The following is a 17,462-nucleotide window of genomic DNA, read 5'->3' on the forward strand; positions in this document are numbered from 1 at the left end:
GCCTTTCTCACATGCCGATCATGTCGACGGGCTCGAAGGAGATCGTGACGGCGAGATCGCCGCCGGGGTCGGGGGTCTTGATCAGCACTGATCCGAGCTCGATGTCGTAGTGCCAGCCGACTTCCGCCGCGTCGAAGCGACCGCGGTGGAGGTGCTGCGGGAGGCGAGCGCCGTCGAGGGTGACCCAGTGCGGGCTCTGCCCGGGCCGGACGACGTCGAACAGCAGTCGCTCGACAGTGCTCCGGTGCTCACCGCGCCGGGTCAGCTCCAGGCGCACCTGCTCGCCCGCGATCATCCGGACGTCGGTCTCGCGGAACGCGCCGTGCTCGTGAGCGCGGGTGAGGCCGTCGTCCTCGTAGAGGGTGAAGTGGGCGTCGCGCTCGGGGACGCAGATCAACCGCAGGTCGGTCACCGCGTCCCGGGTGAGGCTGTGCAGCTGGTTCTCCGCGACCGGAACGATGCCGCCGCCGCGCAGGAACAGCGGGATCGAGCCGAGGTCCACCGGCAGTTCCACGACCTGCCCGCCCTCGTGGCGCTCCCGGGTCCAGGCGTCGTAGAACACCTCGCCTTCCGGGAGCCGGACGACGCGGGTGCTCGCCCCCGGGCTGAGCACGTTGGCGACGAGCAGCGCGTCGCCGAGCATGAACTCCTCGGACGTCTCGTCGAGGGCCGCATCGTTCTGGAACGCGCTGACCAGCGGTTCCATGATCGGCCATCCGGTCGCCGCAGCGCGCGCCGCGAGCGAGTACAGGTACGGGAAGAGCCGGTAGCGCAACTTGATCGCGTCCCGCACGTGGTGCGTGTGGGCCGGGTACATCCACGGTTCGGTCACCGTGTTGTCGGAGTTGACCGAGTGGATCGAGAACCTCGGTTGGAAGACGCCGTGCTGCACCCACCGCACCAGCAGCTCGGGATCGGGCGCCGGGCCGTGGAACCCGCCGATGTCGCAGCCGTGGTGCGGGAACCCGGACAGGCCCATACCGAGGATCGTGGCGATGTTGTGCCGCAAAGATTCCCAGGACGTGGAGTTGTCGCCCGCCCAGCTCTGGGCGTAGCGCTGGATGCCCGCGTGACCGGAGCGGCACACGATGTAAGGGCGGACCGTCGGGTTCGTCGCGGCGATGCTGTCGCGGGTCACCCGGCACATCAGGTTCGGCATGACGCTGCGCAGCCGGCCGATGGTCGCGCCGGCACCTTCGAAGTCGACGCCGGAATCGGCGTCGATGATGCCGTCGTACTCGCAGTTGTCGTTCCAGACCGACGTCGTGCCCTTGTCCAGGACCGCTTCGGTCAGCCAGCGCTGCCACGCCTCGCGGGCGGCGGGCTTGGTGAAGTCGACGAACCTGCCCGGCCCGCCCCACCACGCGCCGACGGCGGGGCCGTCGCCGGCCGTCGCGGCGGCGTCGGCGCTGCGGGTGACGAAGACGTCCGCGCTGCTGAACTCGTCGATGCGGGGGTGGACGTCGAGGACGCCGGGTTTGACGTTCGGCGACACGGTGATGCCGCGCTCGGCCATTCCAGTGAAGAAGCTCTCGGGATCGGGGAAGCGGCGCTCGTTCCAGGTGAAGACGCAGCGCTTCGACCCGGCCTCGGTGTCCTGCGCCGTGTAACCCGAGGAGAGCTGGAAGCCGTCGACGGGGATGTCCTCGGCCCTGGCGATGTCGATGAACTCGGTGATCGCGCGTTCGCTGTCAGCGTCGAGCTCGGAGTAGTACATCGACGAGGCGAGGTAGCCCAGGGCGTGCTTGGGCAGCAGCGGCGGCCTGCCGGTCAGCGCGGTGTAGCGCTGCACGACGTCGCGGATGCCCGGGCCGGCGATCAGGAAGAGGTCGACGTCGCCGCCGTCGGCGCGGTAGCGGCTGTGCGGCGGCCAGTAGTTGCTGCGCTCCCGGCCGAGGTCGAAGTCGCAGTCGTGGGTGTTGTGGTAGAAGTACCCGACCGCTGTGCGGTTCTGCCTGTTCATCTTCAGGTAGAACGGGATGTGCTTGTACAGCGGGTCGGTTTCGCGCGGGTCGTAGCCGAGGGCGTCCTTCGGGCTCATCGTGATGAGCTTCTGCGCCTTGTTCAGCGGTCCCGTGGTCTCGCCGAAGCCGTAGAAGGCGTCGTCGCGCGAGATCTCGCTGGTGTGGATGCGGCGACCGTTGGGATCCTGCAGGTACCCGAGGCCGACGACGTCCGAGTGCAGCAGGGTGCCCTCGTCGTCGTGGACGCGGATTCGGAACGGGTCCTTCTCGATGTCCACGCGGAGGTTCCCGCCGGTCACCCTGACGACGTCGCCCAGGTCGTCGACGTCGAGCGGCAGCGGCGTCACTCGCGTGCGCTCGGGACCCATGAACTCGTCGAGCCGGTCCGGCCACGCCGTCGTCGTGAGCGTGTAGGACTCCTCGGCGAAATCGCCGTCGAAGCCGGCCCGAATGCGCAGGATTCCGCCGGCCACGACGATGAGCCGGATTTCGACGCCATCGGTGTGGACGTCGACCCGGTCACCGGCTCGTTCCACTCGCTCGACTCGTGATGTGACGCGCACGTGAACTTCTCTCGATCTGGCGGACTGATCGCTGCCGAGCAGCGCCGACGTTGTCAAGGATGAGGCAGCAGAAGCGGTGACGCGGCTGTCACCAGTCGTGGACCGTTCCGTCCGGGAGCCGGTTCACCGGCAGGTACGCCCGCTCGTAGGGGTGCTCGGCCGCCAGGGCCTCGTCGAAGTGGATGCCCAGACCGGGTTCCTCGCTCGGCCGCAGGCCGCCGCCTGCGAACTCGTGCGTAGGCCCGAACACCTCCCGCGTCCGTTCACTGTGGACCATGTACTCCTGGATGCCGAAGTTGTGCAAGGCCATGCCGAGGTGCACCGCGGCCGCCAGCCCGATCGGCGAGACGTCCGTCGGCCCGTGCATGCCGGACTTGACCTGGTACATCGCCGCGTAGTCCATGATCCTGCGCACGCTGCTGATGCCGCCCGCGTGCGTGATCGGCGAGCGCACGTAGTCGATGAGCTGCTCGCGGATCAGGTGCTGGTAGTCCCACACGGAGTTGAACACCTCGCCGATGGCGAGCGGCGTCGTCGTGTGGTGGCGCACCCAGCGCAGCGCCTCCTGGTTCTCGGCCGGCGTGACGTCCTCGAGCCAGAACAGGTCGTAGGGCTCCAGGGACTTGCCCAGCTTCGCCGCCTGGATCGGGGTGAGCCGGTGGTGCGCGTCGTGCAGCAGCGCCACGTCCTCGCCGAACTCGCCGCGGACGGCTTCGAAGACCGAGGGCACGTGGCGCAGGTAGGCGCGCGTGTCCCAGCTCTCCTCCGCGGGCAGCGCCGAGCGGCGGGCGGGTTCGTAGTCGTAGCGCGTGTCGTCCCCGATCGAGGCGGCCGCGCTGGAGGCGACGCCGTACACCGAGTCCAACCCCGGCACGCCGGTCTGGATGCGGATCGCCCGGAAGCCCTCCTCGAGGTGCGCGCGCACCGAGTCGAACAGCTCGGGGACGTCCTTGCCGCTGGCGTGGCCGTAGACCAGGCACCGCTCGCGGGAGGCTCCTCCGAGCAGCTGGTAGAGAGGCAGTCCGGCGACCTTGGCCTTGATGTCCCACAGGGCCGTGTCCACGGCGGCGATCGCGGCCATCGTCACCGGACCGCGCCGCCAGTACGCGCCGCGGTACAGGTACTGCCAGGTGTCCTCGATGGCGTGCGCGTCACGCCCGATCAGCAGCGGGACGACGTGGTCGGTGAGGTAGCTGGCCACCGCCAGCTCCCGGCCGTTGAGCGTGCCGTCGCCGTAGCCGACCACCCCGTCGTCTGTGGTGATCTTCAGCGTGACGAAGTTGCGCCCGGGGCTGGTGACGATGACGTCTGCGCGCTCGATGAGCACTGGTCCTCCTTGACTGGAACGACGAGCGGTCGCCTGTCCGCCGGGTTCTGGTGATCGGTGGCCGCCTCGTGGTCGGTTCAAAGTAGGAGCCACCCCCTAGGCTGGCAATCAGTTGCCATTTGTTGCCAACATCAACAGCGCAGGACCACGGAGGTACGCGGTGGACGGGACCAAGCCGACGATCTACGACGTCGCGCAGCGCTGCGGCGTCGCGGCCTCCACCGTGTCGCGGACCTTCTCCCACCCGAGCCGGGTCAACCCCGCCACCCGCGAGAAGGTGCGCGCCGCCGCGGAGGAGGTCGGTTACCTGCCCAGGCCGCTGGCGCGCGCGGAGGCGCCCGGCCGCACGCGGACGATCACCCTGGTCGTCACCGACATCGCCAACCCGTACTACGTGCCGCTGATCAAGGCCGCCCAGTCGCAGGCGCTGGAGAAGGACTACACGCTCGCGCTGACCGACAGCGACGAGTCACCGCACGTCGAGGTCAGCAACCTGCGGCAGCTGCTGGCCACCACCAGCGGCGCCATCCTGGCCACCTCCCGCCTGTCCGACGACGTCATCCGCCAGATCGCCCAGCACCGCCCGCTGGTCATGGTCAACCGCGAGATCGAAGGGATCCCCGGCCTCGTGGTCGACACCGCGGGAGGGATGCGCAAGGCCGTTCGCCACCTGGCCGCCATCGGGCACCGCCGCATCGCCTACCTCGCCGGCCCCCGCAACTCCTGGATCAACAGCGCGCGCTGGCGCGCCGTGCAGGAGGAATCCGGCGCGCTCGGTCTCGACGCGACGTTCCTGGGACCGCACGTGCCGAACGTGCGGGGTGGCCACGAAGCCGCCGACGCGCTGATGCTGGAGCGCGCGACCGCCGCGATCGCCTACAACGACCTCATCGCCATCGGCGCCCTGCAGCGCGTGCAGGCGGCCGGTGTCAGCGTGCCCGCGGACTTCAGCCTCATCGGGTGCGACGACATCTTCGGCTCGGACCTGACCTCCCCCGGCCTGACCACGATCGCCGGTCCGACCGAACGCCTCGGCCGGTCCGCCGTCGACGCCTTGCACGCCCAGCTCACCCGTCGGACGCGGATCGATCCCACGCGCTTCGACGCCCACCTCGTGACCCGCGGCTCCACCGCCGCCCCGCGACATGACAACTGATGGCAACTAGTTGCACCAGTTGCTCCCGATGACCAGGCTGCCGGTATGGAACGCGGCATGGCAGCAACTCCCGGGTCCCCGCACGGCCACGAGCACGCCGACTCCCCCGCCCCACCTCGTGCGACCGGCCGCGTGCCGCTGGCCCCGCACCCGGACCGGCTCCTCCCGCCGGAACCGTCCCAGCGGGGCATCGCGCGGCGGCTCTACGAGAGCGTGCGCGATCTCCCGCTGATCAGCCCGCACGGGCACGTCGACGCCCGGTTGCTCGCGACCGACGAGGCGTTCACCGACCCCGCGTCGCTGCTGGTCACGCCCGACCACTACGTCACCCGCCTGCTGCACTCCCACGGCGTCCCGATGGCCGACCTCGGACTGCGCGACAGCACCGGCGACACCGCCCCGGCTCAGCCGCGCGAGGTGTGGCGGACCTTCTGCGAGCACTGGCACCTGTTCCTCGGCACCGCGTCCCGCGGCTGGCTGGAGGCCGAGCTGCACGACGTGCTCGGCGTGACGGTGCAACCCTCGGCCGACACCGCCGACGAGCTGTTCGACGAGCTCACCGCGCGGTTGCGCGAACCCGAGTTCCGGCCGCGCGCGCTGCACGACTCGTTCGCGATCGCGGCGCTGGCCACCACCGACGACCCGGCCGACGACCTGTCCCACCACCGGGCCTTGGCCGAGGACCCGTCCTGGTCGGGCCGTGTCGTGCCGACCTTCCGCCCCGACCGCTACCTCGACGCGACCGGCTCCGGCTGGACGGCGGCGCTGGACGACCTGGCCGCGGCCAGCGGCATCGGCACCGGCGACTACGACGGCCTCGTCCAGGCGTTGGAGGACCGCCGGGAGCACTTCCGCGCGCACGGCGCCACCGCCACCGATCACAGCGCCCCCGATGCGCGCATGGCGTTCCTGGACATCGCCGAGGCGCGGCGCTTGTTCGACGCGGTCCGATCCGGCACGGCCACCACCGAGGACGCACGGCTGCTGTCGCAGCAGCTGCTCGGCGAGATGGCCCGGATGTCCAGCGAGGACGGCATGGTCATGGCGCTGCACACCGGCAGCAGGCGCAACCACCACCCGGACACGATGCGCCGGTTCGGACCCGACACCGGCCACGACATCCCGCTGCAGGCGGAGTTCACCCGCGCGCTGCAACCGGTGCTGGAGCGCTTCGGCACGAACCCGCGGTTCCAGACGGTGCTGTTCACCCTCGACGAGACGGTGTTCTCCCGCGAACTCGCTCCCCTCGCCGGGTTCTACCCCTCGGTCTACCTGGGCGCGCCGTGGTGGTTCCTCGACGCTCCCCGCGCGATGCACCGCTTCCGCGACGCCGTCACCGAAACGGCCGGCTTCTACCGGAGCGCGGGTTTCATCGACGACACCCGCGGGTTCTGCTCCATCCCGGCCCGCCACGACACGGCCCGCCGGGTGGATGCCGCCCACTTGGCCGGACTCGTCGCCGAGCACGTGCTCAGCGAGGACGACGCCGCCCGCGTCATCCACGACCTCCACGACCGCCAGCCGCGAAAGGCGTTCCGCCTGTGACGACACGACTGACCCGCTCTTCCGCCGACGCGCGCCCGCCCGCTCCGGTGCGCGCCGTCCACCTCGGACTCGGCGCGTTCCACCGGGCCCACCAGGCCGTCCACACGATGGCCGACCCGGAGTGGGGCATCGCGGCGTACACGTTCCGCAACACCGAGCTGCCGCGCAGGCTCACCGAGCAGGACGGCCTGTTCACGCTGCAGGTGCGCGGAGAGGGGCAGCCGGAGGCCGTGATCGTCGATGCGATCAGCCGGGCTCATCCCGGTGGCGACACCGACCAGTGGCTCACCGACTTGGCGTCGCCGGACGTGGCGCTGCTGACGCTGACGATCACCGAGGCCGGGTACCGGGGTCATCAGGACGGGAGCGCGATCGGCCGCGTCCTGGCCGGTCTGCGCGGACGGCACCGCGCCGGTGGCGCCCCGATCGCACTCGTCCCGTGCGACAACCTCCCCGGCAACGGCGGCGTGCTGCGCGAGGCGCTGCGCACCGCCGCAGCCGGAGAGGCACCGGACTTCCGCTCGTGGATGGAGGACCAGGTGTCCTACGTCGACACGGTCGTCGACCGCATCACGCCTGCCACGACCGAGGAGGACGTCACCACCGCCGCGCGGCTCACCGGGTTCGAGGACCGGGCTCCAGTGGTGACCGAACCGTTCAGCGAGTGGCTGCTGTCCGGGGACTTCCCGCTCGGCAGGCCCGCGTGGGAGGAGGCCGGGGCCTGGTTCGTCGACGACCTCTCGGCGTACGCGCAGCGCAAACTCCGGTTCCTCAACGGGGCACACACCTTGCTGGCCTACGCCGGTTCCGCGCTGGGCTGCGCGACGGTCGACGAAGCCGTCCAGCACCCGGTGCTGGCGAGCTTGACCGCGTCGTGGTGGGACGTCGCGGCGCGCCACACGCCGCTGCCGGCGCAGGAGTTGGCCGACTACCGGCAGCGCCTGCTGCTGCGCTTCTCCTCCCGCGGGGTGCGGCACAACCTGGAGCAGATCGCCGCCGACGGTTCCCAGAAGCTCCCCGCGCGTATCCTGCCCGTGCTGCGAGCCGAGCGCGCCGAGCAGCGGATGCCGGAGGCCCCGGTCGCGGCCTTGGCCGGCTGGCTGATCCACCTGCGCGACCGCCCGGTCAGCGATCCCCGGGCCGACGAACTGGTCCCACTGGCCCGCTCGAAGGACGCCCCGCGACGTGTCCTCTCCGCGCTCGACGTCACCCTCGCCGATGACGGGGAGCTGGTCTCCGCGGTGGGGGACTACGTCGAGCACCTCCGGTTCCCTGGCGCCCGAACCGCGCGAAGCCGCCACTGAGGCAATGCGCGGCTGAGCTCGTTCGTCACGCATCCTCCACACGACCGCGACGCAATGCCGATGACCCGGAAGGTGCCGACCGCGTGCGTCGCATCAGTCCCGCTTGGCCCTACACCCGCGCTGTTCACCCGGTGCATTCGATCCGGGTGACGGTTTCCGTGGTGCGACCGCCATGCGGGTTGGTCTCGTCGTCCTCCGAGCGTGCGCGCACTGCAGAGCGCGTTTGGAAGACCCACCCCGCAGCTCGCGCCGCTGTGTCGTTCCCTGCCGGGCGGATTTCTGACACGTCGGCACCGTTAGGACGACACGAAGCCGTGGCAGGCGTGCACGTGTCCTGGCGCCTGGGGGCCGGACGGCGTGTCGAGTTCAGCTACCCCCGCTCCGCATGACGAGTTCAGGAGCGAGCTCGGGGTTCTTCGGATCGCTCGTAGGGGAGTAGTTCGCCGGCTGTTACCTCGAAGGGCAGGTGGTTCCCCTCGGGTGGTAGTGGGCAGGTGGCGAAGTCGGTGAAGGCGCAGGGGAGGTTGATCGCGCGGTTGAAGTCGAGGGTGACGGTGCCGTCGGCGGCAGGTTCGGTGGTGGCCACGGAGCGGTTCGCCGGGTAGGTGGTGACCCCGCTGGTGGCGTCGGTGAACAGGATGTTGAGGCCGTTGCCGGTCTTCCCGTTGACGCGGTCAGCGTGTGCTCGGTGCCGTCGTGCTCGAATCGCACGAGACCGGGGGCCTGGTAGACGTGGTTCAGGCCGGGCGTGACGGCGCCGACCGTCGTCGGTCGGGGTTCGGCGAACGGTTCGAAAGTACCCGTGATGACCCAGTTCGGGTCCGGTTGGTAGGTCGGCACGCCTCGGAACTCGCTTAGGGCTGGGGCTTTCGGCGAGTGCACCCGGATCAGGTAGCCGGAGCGGCGTGCCACCTCGACCTCCACGTCACTGGTCGACACCCGGGTGCCTGCTCCGCTGTTGACCAGTTCGAAGTGCTGGACCCCGGTGATCGGCTCGCCCTGGTAGGAAAGTTCGGCGCCCTGTGGATCGACGTAGGCGGCATCGGCGTCCTGCCACCACACGCCGGGGGCCGCCGGGTAGGTGGCGGGAACGTCGGTCAGCCATTCCAGGGAGACCAGGGCCAGCCAGCCGTAGGGGTCGGCGAGCTCCCGCTCACGGTTGGCGTGCCAGTCCTGCCACTGCTCGATGAACGCACTCACGGCTCCTCCACCAAGTCGCATCCAGCTGCGGGTCGACACCGTCGCCGCCAGCCGGGCGACGGAGCTATGCCTCCCGATGGTTGGTGCCCTCGACGATACGGCGCTCGCCCGCAGGTCGACGGCACCGTCCACAGCGTGGAACCACACGCACGGACCCTGCCGACCAGCGGAGCTGTGGCCCTCCCCGCCTTTGTTGTGCTCATGTTCTGCTCCGTGAGCCTGCCGTGCAGGAGGGCGCGCCCTTCTTGCTGAGGAAGGTTGGCCCCACTGTCGGTGACGCCAGCAACCAGCGAAGGCCAGCTGCGCCGACGCACGGGCGCCTGCTGCCTGAGTCCCTCGCCCCAGCAGACAACTCATTCGACTTCGCGTGGTGCGCTGCAGGGCGCCCCGTGCTCCGAGTTGCTCATGTCCTGGTGTGCTCGAGACGTGCCAGGTCATCGACGGCGGTGACGGACAGTGGTTCGACCGTTACGATTGCGCCCGATATTTTCCGCGCGAAGGAGTTTGGCTAGTGTGCTCTGACTACAAGCGATGGGCCGGCCGCGAGGGTCGGCTCATGCCGTCGGTGGGACTGGACGACGGCGTGCCGACGGCGGCCCGCGTCTACGACGTCATGCTCGATGGCAAGGACAACTATGCCGTTGACCAGGAAGTGGCGGCCGCAAGTCTGGCCGTGATGCCAGAGCTCAAGCAGATCGCCATCCACAACCGAGAGATGCTGCACCGCGTCGTGCGATACGTCGCCGCAGAACGAGGAGTCACCCAGTTCCTCGACCTCGGGTCTGGATTACCGACTGCGAGGAACACCCACGAGGTAGCCCAGGAAGCTCGTTCCGACGCACGCGTTGTCTACGTCGACATCGATCCCATCGTGCTTGCCCACGGACGCGCGATCCTCGCCAACGACGACAACACACGCGTGGCCACCGCTGATATTCGTCAACCGCAGCAGGTGCTCGAACACTCCGAAACACTCGAGCTGATCGACTTCAGCCAGCCGGTGTGCGTGATGCTGTGTGGCATCCTGCACCACATCCTCGACGAAGAAGACCCCCACGGCATCGTCGCCACGCTGCGCGGAGCGGTTGCGCCCGGTTCCTTCTTCTTCATCACCAACTTCACCAAGCTCGGTGATGCGCCGGAATCCGTTGAGCTCGAGCGGGTTCTGCTCTCCCAACTGGGCACCGGCCGCGTCCGCACACCAGAGGAGCTCGCACGCTTCTTCACCGGCCTGGAGCTCTTGACCCCGGGAGTTGTCCCGCTCCCGTTGTGGCGTCCGGACGCACCCGTCACCGATGCCACCTCCATCGCAGCGCGCTTCATGACGGGAGGGCTTGCGCGGAAGCCCTAGTGGACGCGGCCTGCGTTCCCCCGATCTCGTGCGCGGGCAGGATGGCCTGCCCGTGCACGAGCGGCGCAGAACGGGCGCATGGCAGCACCGATATGGCCGGTCATGCGATGTCGTGCAGATCGCGGTCCTTGCCCTCGGTGGACAGCAGCAGCGCGACGAGGCTGATCGACGTCACTCCCATCCATGCCAGCGCGACCATCCACAGTCCGCCGCCGGCCAGCAGGACCAACGACGTCGCGGTGATGGGCATGAGGCCAGCCCCGAACGCGGCGGCGATCTGGTAGCCCAGTGACGCGCCGGTGTAGCGGATGCGGGTGGGGAACAGTTCGGCGGCGTAGGCACCGTAGGGACCTGCGACGAATGACTGGATCCCGGCCAGGCCGAGGAACAGGGCCAGGAACACCGTGAACACGCTGCCCGAGTCGAGCAGGAACATGATCGGGAAGGCGAGTGCGATCGCGGTGACGTTCCCGCCGAGCAGAACTCTGCGGCGGCCGAGCCGGTCCGACATCCGGGCTGCGACGACGATCATGGCGATGACGCAGACCCCGGCCACCGCTTTCACGTTGAGCACCCCCGTCGAGGACAACTGCAGCTCCTTGACGGCGTACGACAGCGCCCACACGCCCATCAGGCCCTGAGCGGCCTGGCCGGACACGCCGGCGCCGATCGCGAGCAGGAGCTGGCGGGGGTAGCGGGTGACGATCTCGCGCAGCGGGACCTGCTTGTCCTTCGCGGACTCGGCCGCCTGCAGGAACACGGCGGACTCGGCCGTCTTGAGCCGGATCACCAGGCCGACAACGGCCAGCACCGCGCTGAACAGGAACGGGATGCGCCATCCCCAGCTCAAGAAGTCCTCCCGGGGCAGCGTGGAGAAGAGGCTGAAGACCAGCGTCGCGAGGATGGTGCCGGCCGGTGCTCCCATGTAGGCGAAGGAAGCCGCGAATCCGCGAGACCCCTTCTTGGCGCGCTCGAAGCCGAGCAGCATCGCACCACCCCACTCGCCGCCGACCGCGATGCCTTGCAGGATCCGCAGGAACACCAGCATCAGCGGTGCCGCGACGCCGATCTGCTCGGTCGTTGGCAGCAGCCCGATCAGCGTGCTCATCACGCCCATCAAGACCAGGGTCACGACCAGCATGGACTTGCGGCCGAGCCGGTCACCGAGGTGACCGAAGATGATTCCGCCGAGCGGGCGGGCGAAGTAGCCGGCGGCGAGGGTTCCGAAGGCCAGGACCTGGCCAGTCCCCGAGCTCACGCCAGTGAAGAAGACGGTGTCGAAGACAATGCTGGCGGCCGTGGCGTACAGGAGGAAGTCGTAGTACTCGATCGCCGTGCCGATGAAGCTGGAGGCGAGGATGCGACGCATCTCCTGCGGGGATGCCTCGGTCGCCGGTGCCACGGTCGGAGAGTTCCCGGGCGAGTGCATCAGGCCACCTCCGTCCGGAGCCGGGCGCCGACCGCGAACTCGATGACGTCGAGGTCGTCCGGGATCAGCAGCGGGCCGTCGAAGGTCTCCGACGCCGTCAGGAATGACGAGGCGGGGGAATCGCCAGGGACGAGGTGGTGGAGCACCAGCGCGCGGGCGGTGGCCGCGGTGGCGATCTCGCCGGCCTGCCGGGGAGTGGTGTGCGCACGGCGGTGGTGCTCCATCGTCGCCCGGCGCATCGCCTCGTCCGTGTAGCGGCTGCTGATCGCGTCGAGGTCGATCGCCTCGTGCAGCAGCAGGTCGGTGTCGCGCCCCAGCCGAACCAGGTTGTCGCACGGCGCCGTATCTCCGGAGATCGTGACCGAACCGTCGGCCGTGTCGAACCGGAACGCGTACGCCGGTGCGGTCGGTGGGTGGTCGACCAGCGTCGCGGTGACGAGGACGCGGTCGTCGCGGAAGATCTCGATCGGCTCCATCGGCGGGGCGACGGTGTGGTCCGGGTCGAAGCCGGTCCCCGCAGGCAGCTCGATGTCGTGCACTGCGAGCTGGTCCGCCGGAGAGCTGGTCAGCGAGTCGAAGATCCGGTCGTTGAGGTCGGTCGCGTGCGCCGCGCAGAGCAGTTCGATCATCTCGGCCGTACCCGGGGTGGGGTTGGCAGGGGCCACAGGTTCCGGTCGCAGGTTCGCGTGGGGCGAAAGCGGGGGCAGCACGCCGCGCGGGCCGGGCCCGTGCACTGCGAGCGGCACCACGTCCGGTTCCCTCCGCTCGAAGAGCCCGAAGAGCAGCAGCCCGGTGAGGTCGGCGACGTGGTCAGAGTGGAGGTGGGTGAGGAACAAGGCGCGGACCTGGTCCATCCGGAGCCCGGCGCGGGTCAGCTGACGGCCGGCGCCTTGGCCGGCGTCGACGAGGTAGATGGCGTCGCCTACGACAACAGCGGTACTGATGCCGCTGCGTGCCGCTGCAGCGCCCGGGCGGTCCCACCAGCGGGGGCCGCCAGCCGTTCCGAGGGTCACAACGTGCGGACTGGGCATGGCACTCCTTTGTGCGTGTTCTCCTGCCTTCGGAACACTGTCGCGCGGCCCGATGCCCAGGCATAGTTGATTCTGCTTCGCCAAGTCATAAGCTGCGCTTGTGAAGGACGTGACGCTGAGGCAGCTCGAGTACCTGGTGGCGGTCGCCCGGGACGGGTCGATCACGCGCGCCGCCGTGCGGTGCCAGGTCACCCAGGCGGCGATCAGCCAGGCAATGCGCGAACTGGAGACCGCCTTGGGTGTGCAGCTCGCCGTGCGGCGCACGGCGAAGGGCGTCCACCTCACGTCGGCGGGCCGGGCGGCCGCGACCCAGGCCCGGAACGTGCTGCAGGAGGTCGGCCGGCTCACCGGCCACGACGAGGGCGAGGTCGGCACCTTCACCGTGGGCTGCTTCCCGTCAGTGTCCGCTCAGGTCATTCCCGAGATCGTGGAGCTGCTCGCACGCAGACGGCCGAAGGTGCACGTCGACATCGTCGAGGCGCCCGCTGCGGAGCTGCAGGACCGCATGCTGCGCGGGCAGATCGACTTGTGCTTCCTCTACGAGGTGCAGCTGCTGAAGGAGATCGAGCCGATCGTCCTACGCGAGCGCCGGATCAAAGTCGCTGTGGCCGCGGATCACCCGCTGGCCGACCGGCCAGTGGTGCACGTCGCCGACCTCGCCGACCACCCCGGGGCCCTGCTGAACGTCGAGCCGGCCAGCTACCTCAACGAGACGCTGTTGCGCCGGTTCGGCGTCACGCCTCGGATCTCCTACCGCAGCTCCGACATCCAGACGATTCGGGCGATCGTCGGCCGAGGGCTGGCCTGGTCATTGCTCATGACCGAGGTGCGGGCCAGCCACGACGGCCGTCCCTTGAAGTTCCTGCAGATCGCCGAGCAGCTGGGGACGAACTCGCTGGTCGCCGCCCTTCCTCGCGACACCCGGGCCACTGCCGTTGTCGACGAGGTGATCGCACACTGCCACCGTGTCCTGCCAGCGTGACTCGCGCGCACGGGTCGCCGTGGAGAGCTGGCATGTCGCCGGTGGCGACCGGGTCAGCCAGGCCGCGCACTGGCGTAGCCAGTGCACCTCGTCGGACAGCCGGTCGGCCACCTTCGATCCGCTCGCCCAGCTCGAGATCACCACCGCACCCGCGCACCGGAGATCGCCTCGCCGGCCCTGGAGCAGCCACCGACGCTCGTCGGCCACGCCGCCCGGACGGCCCTCGTCGGCGGCCAACCGCGGGCTGAGGTTGTGCTCGCGGCGCGGAGTTTCGATGTGGCCCACGGCCTCGGCAGGGTCCCTCGTCCCGATCCGACGACAGGCTCGAACGTCGAGTCCACCGGCCCGTTTTCGCGTCGAGTTCGCAGCGGCCGACTCATTTCGCGGGTCTTCCGGGCGATGCCGGCATCTGCGCGATGGACCGCTTGTGCTCGGTCCCACGCACAACGCAGGCGACAGCGTCCCTCCGGAGTCAACGACGCGCCTGTGGTACCTGGTACGCGGTCCCCGTCGCGGCGACGGGTGCATGGGTTCGCGCCACGATCTGCCGGGGACCTGCCCTTCGTCACCACCCCGAACAGATCACTGTCTACAAAGCTCACCGAACACCAGCTTGAAACACAGTAGGGTCAACATCATCCCGTTTCGTTCACTACATGGTGGTTCGCGCCGGGCAGACGTAGCCGTCCTTGGAAGATCCTCTAACCCATGGACGTTGTGGTCACCGGTGGTGCCGGATTCATAGGATCGACGCTTGTCGATCGCTTGCTCGGGGACGGGCACCGCGTGCACGTGATGGACAACTTCAGCAGTGGCTGCAGGCAGAACCTTGCGGCAGCCGAGAGCTCAGGAATGTGCACCGTGTTCGAGCTCGACATCAACGGCCCTGAATTGGCCAGCGCGATGGCTGCCGCTAGCCCGGAGATCGTGTTCCATCTCGCCGCCCAGGTCGGCGTGCACACAAGTGTGAATGATCCGCTCGCTGACGCGGCGGTCAACGTGCTCGGCACGATCAACGTAGCGCAAGCCGCGAGCGGAGCTGGGGTGCGCAAGGTCGTCTTCGCCTCCTCTGGGGGCGCGATCTACGGCAACGCAGGTGCTTTGCCGTTGGGCGAGAACGCGCCCAGCCAGCCGATTTCTCCGTATGGCGCGGGCAAAGCGGCCGCCGAGGTGTACCTGAACACCTATGGCACGATGCACGGTTTGAACTGCTCGCACGTCGCTTTGTCCAACACCTACGGACCGCGGCAGGACCATCGCGCAGAAGCGGGTGTGGTTGCCGCGTTCGCCGATGCGCTGCTCACCGGGAAGCCCACCCGGCTGTTCGGCGACGGCAGCAATACGCGCGACTACGTCTACGTCGACGATGTCGTCGACGCGCTCGTGCGAACGGCGATCAGAGGCCGCGCGGGCGCTCGGTACAACATCGGAACCGGCGAGCAGACAACTGACCGGGAGCTGCACGCGATCGTCGCCGAGGTGGTTGGCGCGCGCGACGCACCCGAGTTCGTCCCGGCACGGCTCGGCGACGTCAGAGCTTCAGCGCTCGACGCCTCTGCGGCATACCGGGATCTGGGCTGGACACCCCGCATGTGCCTCGCCGAAGGCGTTCGACGAACCATCGCACACATTTCGCAGCAAGCTGTCATCAGCAGCGTGTCATTCCCAGCCCAGGTGCAGGACGATCAGGCGCTAGCCCATGCGACTGCGAGGCTGTGACTGAAGCCCGGTTGGAGACGAGGCGTGGCGCAGGTGGGTGCGCTTGCGATCGTCCTCGCACTCTGGACCGACCTCATCGGCTTGACACGTCATCAACTACACCTGCAATAGGAACCAGGAGTCGGTCAAGGTCACGCTGGCAACACGTCCCAGTGCAAGCTTCAGCCGTAGAGACGGCCCGAACAAGAGGAAGCTGCTGGGACGACTGTCGATTATCACTTCGGGAGGACGAATCCCTGCTCCTCGACTGCCCGCGGGTCGGTTCCGGTCCCTTCACGAACACGATGTCCAACGCTGAGCAGGACGGCGAGGTTTGGCCCCGATCTAGCTCGTCGACTCCTCTCAGCCGGCGCGGCGTCGGGTTCCTACCGTGGTGGCGAGGTGGTCGAGGAGGGTTGCCGTGGTCGGCCAGTCGAGGCAGGCGTCTGTGATGCTGCGGCCGTAGGTGAGTTCGTGGGCTCTGCCGAGGACCAGGTCTTGGCGGCCTGCGGCCAGGAAGCTCTCCAGCATCATGCCGACGATGCCCCGCTCACCAGCGCTGATCCTGTCGGCCAACTCCATGGCCACGGCGGCTTGGCGTTCGTGGTCCTTGCCGCTGTTGCCGTGGCTGGCGTCGACGATGACCCGCTCCGGCAGGTTCGCGGCGCGCAGGCGGGTCAGGGTGTCGGCCACGGTGGCGGCGTCGTAGTTCGGGCCTGCCGATCCGCCCCGCAGGATGACGTGGCAGTCCGCGTTGCCGGTGGTGGTCAGCAGTGCGGCCACGCCGTCCGCCGTGATCCCGGTGAACACGTGGCCGGCCGCGGCTGCGCGGATGGCGTCGACGGCCACCTGCACGTCGCCCTCGGTGGAGTTCTTGATCCCGACCGGCATGGACAAGGCGCTGCACAGCTGGCGGTGCACCTGGCTAGCCGCCGTGCGGGCGCCGATCGAGCCCCAGCTCACCGCGTCGGCGATGAACTGCGGGAGGATCGGGTCGAGGAACTCGCAGCCCACCGGCAGGCCGAGCGCGCCGATGTCCAGCAGCAGGCGGCGGGCGGTGCGCAGGCCCTTGTTGACGGCGAAGCTTCCGTCCAGGTCCGGGTCGTTGATCAAACCTTTCCAGCCCAGCGTCGTCCGCGGTTTCTCGAAGTAGACCCGCATCACCACGTGCACCTGATCTCGCACCTCGGCGGCCTTGCGGGCGAGCCGCTGAGCGTAGTCCAGCGCTACTTCCGGGTCGTGCACCGAGCAGGGTCCGACGACGACCAGCAGCCGATCGTCACGTCCGGCGAGGATGTCCGCTGCGGCGGTGCGGCCGTGCTCCACGGTCTTGGCCACATCCGGGGTCATCGGATGTTCCTGCCGCAGCAGCGCCGGTGAGATCAGCGGGTTCACAGCTGTGATCCGCTGATCATCCAGGTCGGGTGAGGCGTCCGCTGGGCCTGCGGTCAGAGTCATGGCGGAGGGTTCCTTTCGGTGACCGGCCCGCAACGGCAACCCCACGAGCCGATCTCGTCGATCCGGCTCGCGGTGGGAGGTCAGCGCACGGCGGGAGAGGCGGGCTGGATCGTCTCGGGCTGACCAGCCGGACCAGGAGAATGACAGCCGCGTTGCTACCGCTGGAGGACCGTAGCACCCCGGCGCAACCGCTCCGCCTGGCTCCACGACAAGCGTTGCGGGTCATGCGTTGTCGCTCAACGACCCTGGAGCGCTCATTCCACGTTGGACATACAGCGGCCGTTGTCGCTGCGCACGACCATTGCGTTGATCGGCGACACGGGGACCGAAGGGGAGGGCCGCCATCGCGTGCGAACCGCCTCGGGCGACGAGCTCGTGATCACGCGCCACAATCCGGCATTTCCCTAGTCATTCGCGCCGTAGGGTGCTGTCGTGTTGCGCGCCAGCCTCGCAT

At 69.1% G+C, this 17,462-nt stretch carries 11 protein-coding genes and 1 pseudogene; 6 read left to right on the plus strand and 6 right to left on the minus strand.

The features are described 5' to 3' along the window. Positions 1 to 7: 7 nt before the first annotated feature. Both E1161_RS17435 and manD read right to left on the minus strand, forming a co-directional pair. Positions 8 to 2,527, minus strand: a complete 2,520-nt coding sequence (locus tag E1161_RS17435; RefSeq protein ID WP_235875102.1) for a glycoside hydrolase family 31 protein — start codon at positions 2,525 to 2,527, stop codon at positions 8 to 10. A gap of 88 nt (positions 2,528 to 2,615) precedes the next feature. Then, positions 2,616 to 3,854 (minus strand): D-mannonate dehydratase ManD, encoded by a 1,239-nt coding sequence (gene manD / locus E1161_RS17440; RefSeq protein ID WP_132624564.1) that lies wholly within the window; start codon positions 3,852 to 3,854, stop codon positions 2,616 to 2,618. A 160-nt stretch (positions 3,855 to 4,014) separates the two neighbouring features. Here manD and E1161_RS17445 point away from each other — a divergent pair, with 160 nt between their 5' ends. Genes E1161_RS17445 through E1161_RS17455 form a run of 3 tightly spaced genes read left to right on the plus strand, consistent with a single transcriptional unit; the run spans position 4,015 to position 7,859 of the window. Beyond that, entirely contained in the window at positions 4,015 to 5,010 is a 996-nt protein-coding gene (locus E1161_RS17445) for a LacI family DNA-binding transcriptional regulator (RefSeq protein ID WP_132624566.1), read from the plus strand. Between the two features lie 57 nt (positions 5,011 to 5,067). Next, positions 5,068 to 6,555 carry a glucuronate isomerase gene (gene uxaC, locus E1161_RS17450; protein WP_235875103.1) on the plus strand — a complete coding sequence of 496 codons (1,488 nt, stop codon included), beginning with the start codon at positions 5,068 to 5,070 and terminating at the stop codon, positions 6,553 to 6,555. Then, positions 6,552 to 7,859 carry a mannitol dehydrogenase family protein gene (locus E1161_RS17455; RefSeq protein WP_235875104.1) on the plus strand — a complete coding sequence of 436 codons (1,308 nt, stop codon included), beginning with the start codon at positions 6,552 to 6,554 and terminating at the stop codon, positions 7,857 to 7,859. The genes uxaC and E1161_RS17455 overlap by 4 nt, the downstream gene beginning before the upstream one ends. Positions 7,860 to 8,253: 394 nt before the next feature. On the opposite strand, the pseudogene E1161_RS17460 reads toward E1161_RS17455, so the two are convergent. Beyond that, positions 8,254 to 9,080 (minus strand): annotated as a pseudogene (locus E1161_RS17460) (DUF1684 domain-containing protein). Between the two features lie 535 nt (positions 9,081 to 9,615). Between E1161_RS17460 and E1161_RS17465 the strand changes: the two are divergent. After that, on the plus strand, positions 9,616 to 10,410 hold the full coding sequence (locus E1161_RS17465; protein ID WP_132624568.1) for an SAM-dependent methyltransferase: 795 nt from the start codon (positions 9,616 to 9,618) through the stop codon (positions 10,408 to 10,410). 100 nt (positions 10,411 to 10,510) lie between these two features. Here E1161_RS17465 and E1161_RS17470 read toward each other — a convergent pair whose 3' ends face one another. Then, complete coding sequence (locus E1161_RS17470; RefSeq protein WP_132624570.1) at positions 10,511 to 11,839, minus strand: MFS transporter; 1,329 nt, start codon at positions 11,837 to 11,839, stop codon at positions 10,511 to 10,513. Next, positions 11,839 to 12,870, minus strand: a complete 1,032-nt coding sequence (locus E1161_RS17475; RefSeq protein ID WP_132624572.1) for an MBL fold metallo-hydrolase — start codon at positions 12,868 to 12,870, stop codon at positions 11,839 to 11,841. The genes E1161_RS17470 and E1161_RS17475 overlap by 1 nt, the downstream gene beginning before the upstream one ends. Before the next feature lie 100 nt (positions 12,871 to 12,970). Here E1161_RS17475 and E1161_RS17480 point away from each other — a divergent pair, with 100 nt between their 5' ends. Both E1161_RS17480 and E1161_RS17485 read left to right on the plus strand, forming a co-directional pair. After that, positions 12,971 to 13,852 carry a LysR family transcriptional regulator gene (locus E1161_RS17480; RefSeq protein WP_132624574.1) on the plus strand — a complete coding sequence of 294 codons (882 nt, stop codon included), beginning with the start codon at positions 12,971 to 12,973 and terminating at the stop codon, positions 13,850 to 13,852. A 708-nt stretch (positions 13,853 to 14,560) separates the two neighbouring features. Next, positions 14,561 to 15,571, plus strand: coding sequence for an NAD-dependent epimerase/dehydratase family protein (locus tag E1161_RS17485; RefSeq protein WP_132624576.1), 1,011 nt, complete (start codon positions 14,561 to 14,563; stop codon positions 15,569 to 15,571). A gap of 342 nt (positions 15,572 to 15,913) precedes the next feature. Here E1161_RS17485 and E1161_RS17490 read toward each other — a convergent pair whose 3' ends face one another. Next, entirely contained in the window at positions 15,914 to 17,008 is a 1,095-nt protein-coding gene (locus E1161_RS17490; RefSeq protein WP_132624578.1) for a 3-deoxy-7-phosphoheptulonate synthase, read from the minus strand. Positions 17,009 to 17,462 lie beyond the last annotated feature (454 nt).

The sequence above is a fragment of the Saccharopolyspora aridisoli genome (assembly GCF_004348445.1).
Classification (GTDB): Bacteria; Actinomycetota; Actinomycetes; order Mycobacteriales; family Pseudonocardiaceae; genus Saccharopolyspora; species Saccharopolyspora aridisoli.

What these genes read in the sequence shown, in the direction of transcription:
- uxaC (WP_235875103.1), top strand. Translation starts at nt 5,068, where the DNA reads ATGGCAGCAACTCCCGGGTCCCCGCACGGCCACGAGCACGCCGACTCC.
- E1161_RS17465 (WP_132624568.1), top strand. Translation starts at nt 9,616, where the DNA reads ATGCCGTCGGTGGGACTGGACGACGGCGTGCCGACGGCGGCCCGCGTC.
- E1161_RS17470 (WP_132624570.1), bottom strand. Translation starts at nt 11,839, where the DNA reads ATGCACTCGCCCGGGAACTCTCCGACCGTGGCACCGGCGACCGAGGCA.
- E1161_RS17475 (WP_132624572.1), bottom strand. Translation starts at nt 12,870, where the DNA reads ATGCCCAGTCCGCACGTTGTGACCCTCGGAACGGCTGGCGGCCCCCGC.
- E1161_RS17485 (WP_132624576.1), top strand. Translation starts at nt 14,561, where the DNA reads ATGGACGTTGTGGTCACCGGTGGTGCCGGATTCATAGGATCGACGCTT.
- E1161_RS17490 (WP_132624578.1), bottom strand. Translation starts at nt 17,008, where the DNA reads ATGACTCTGACCGCAGGCCCAGCGGACGCCTCACCCGACCTGGATGAT.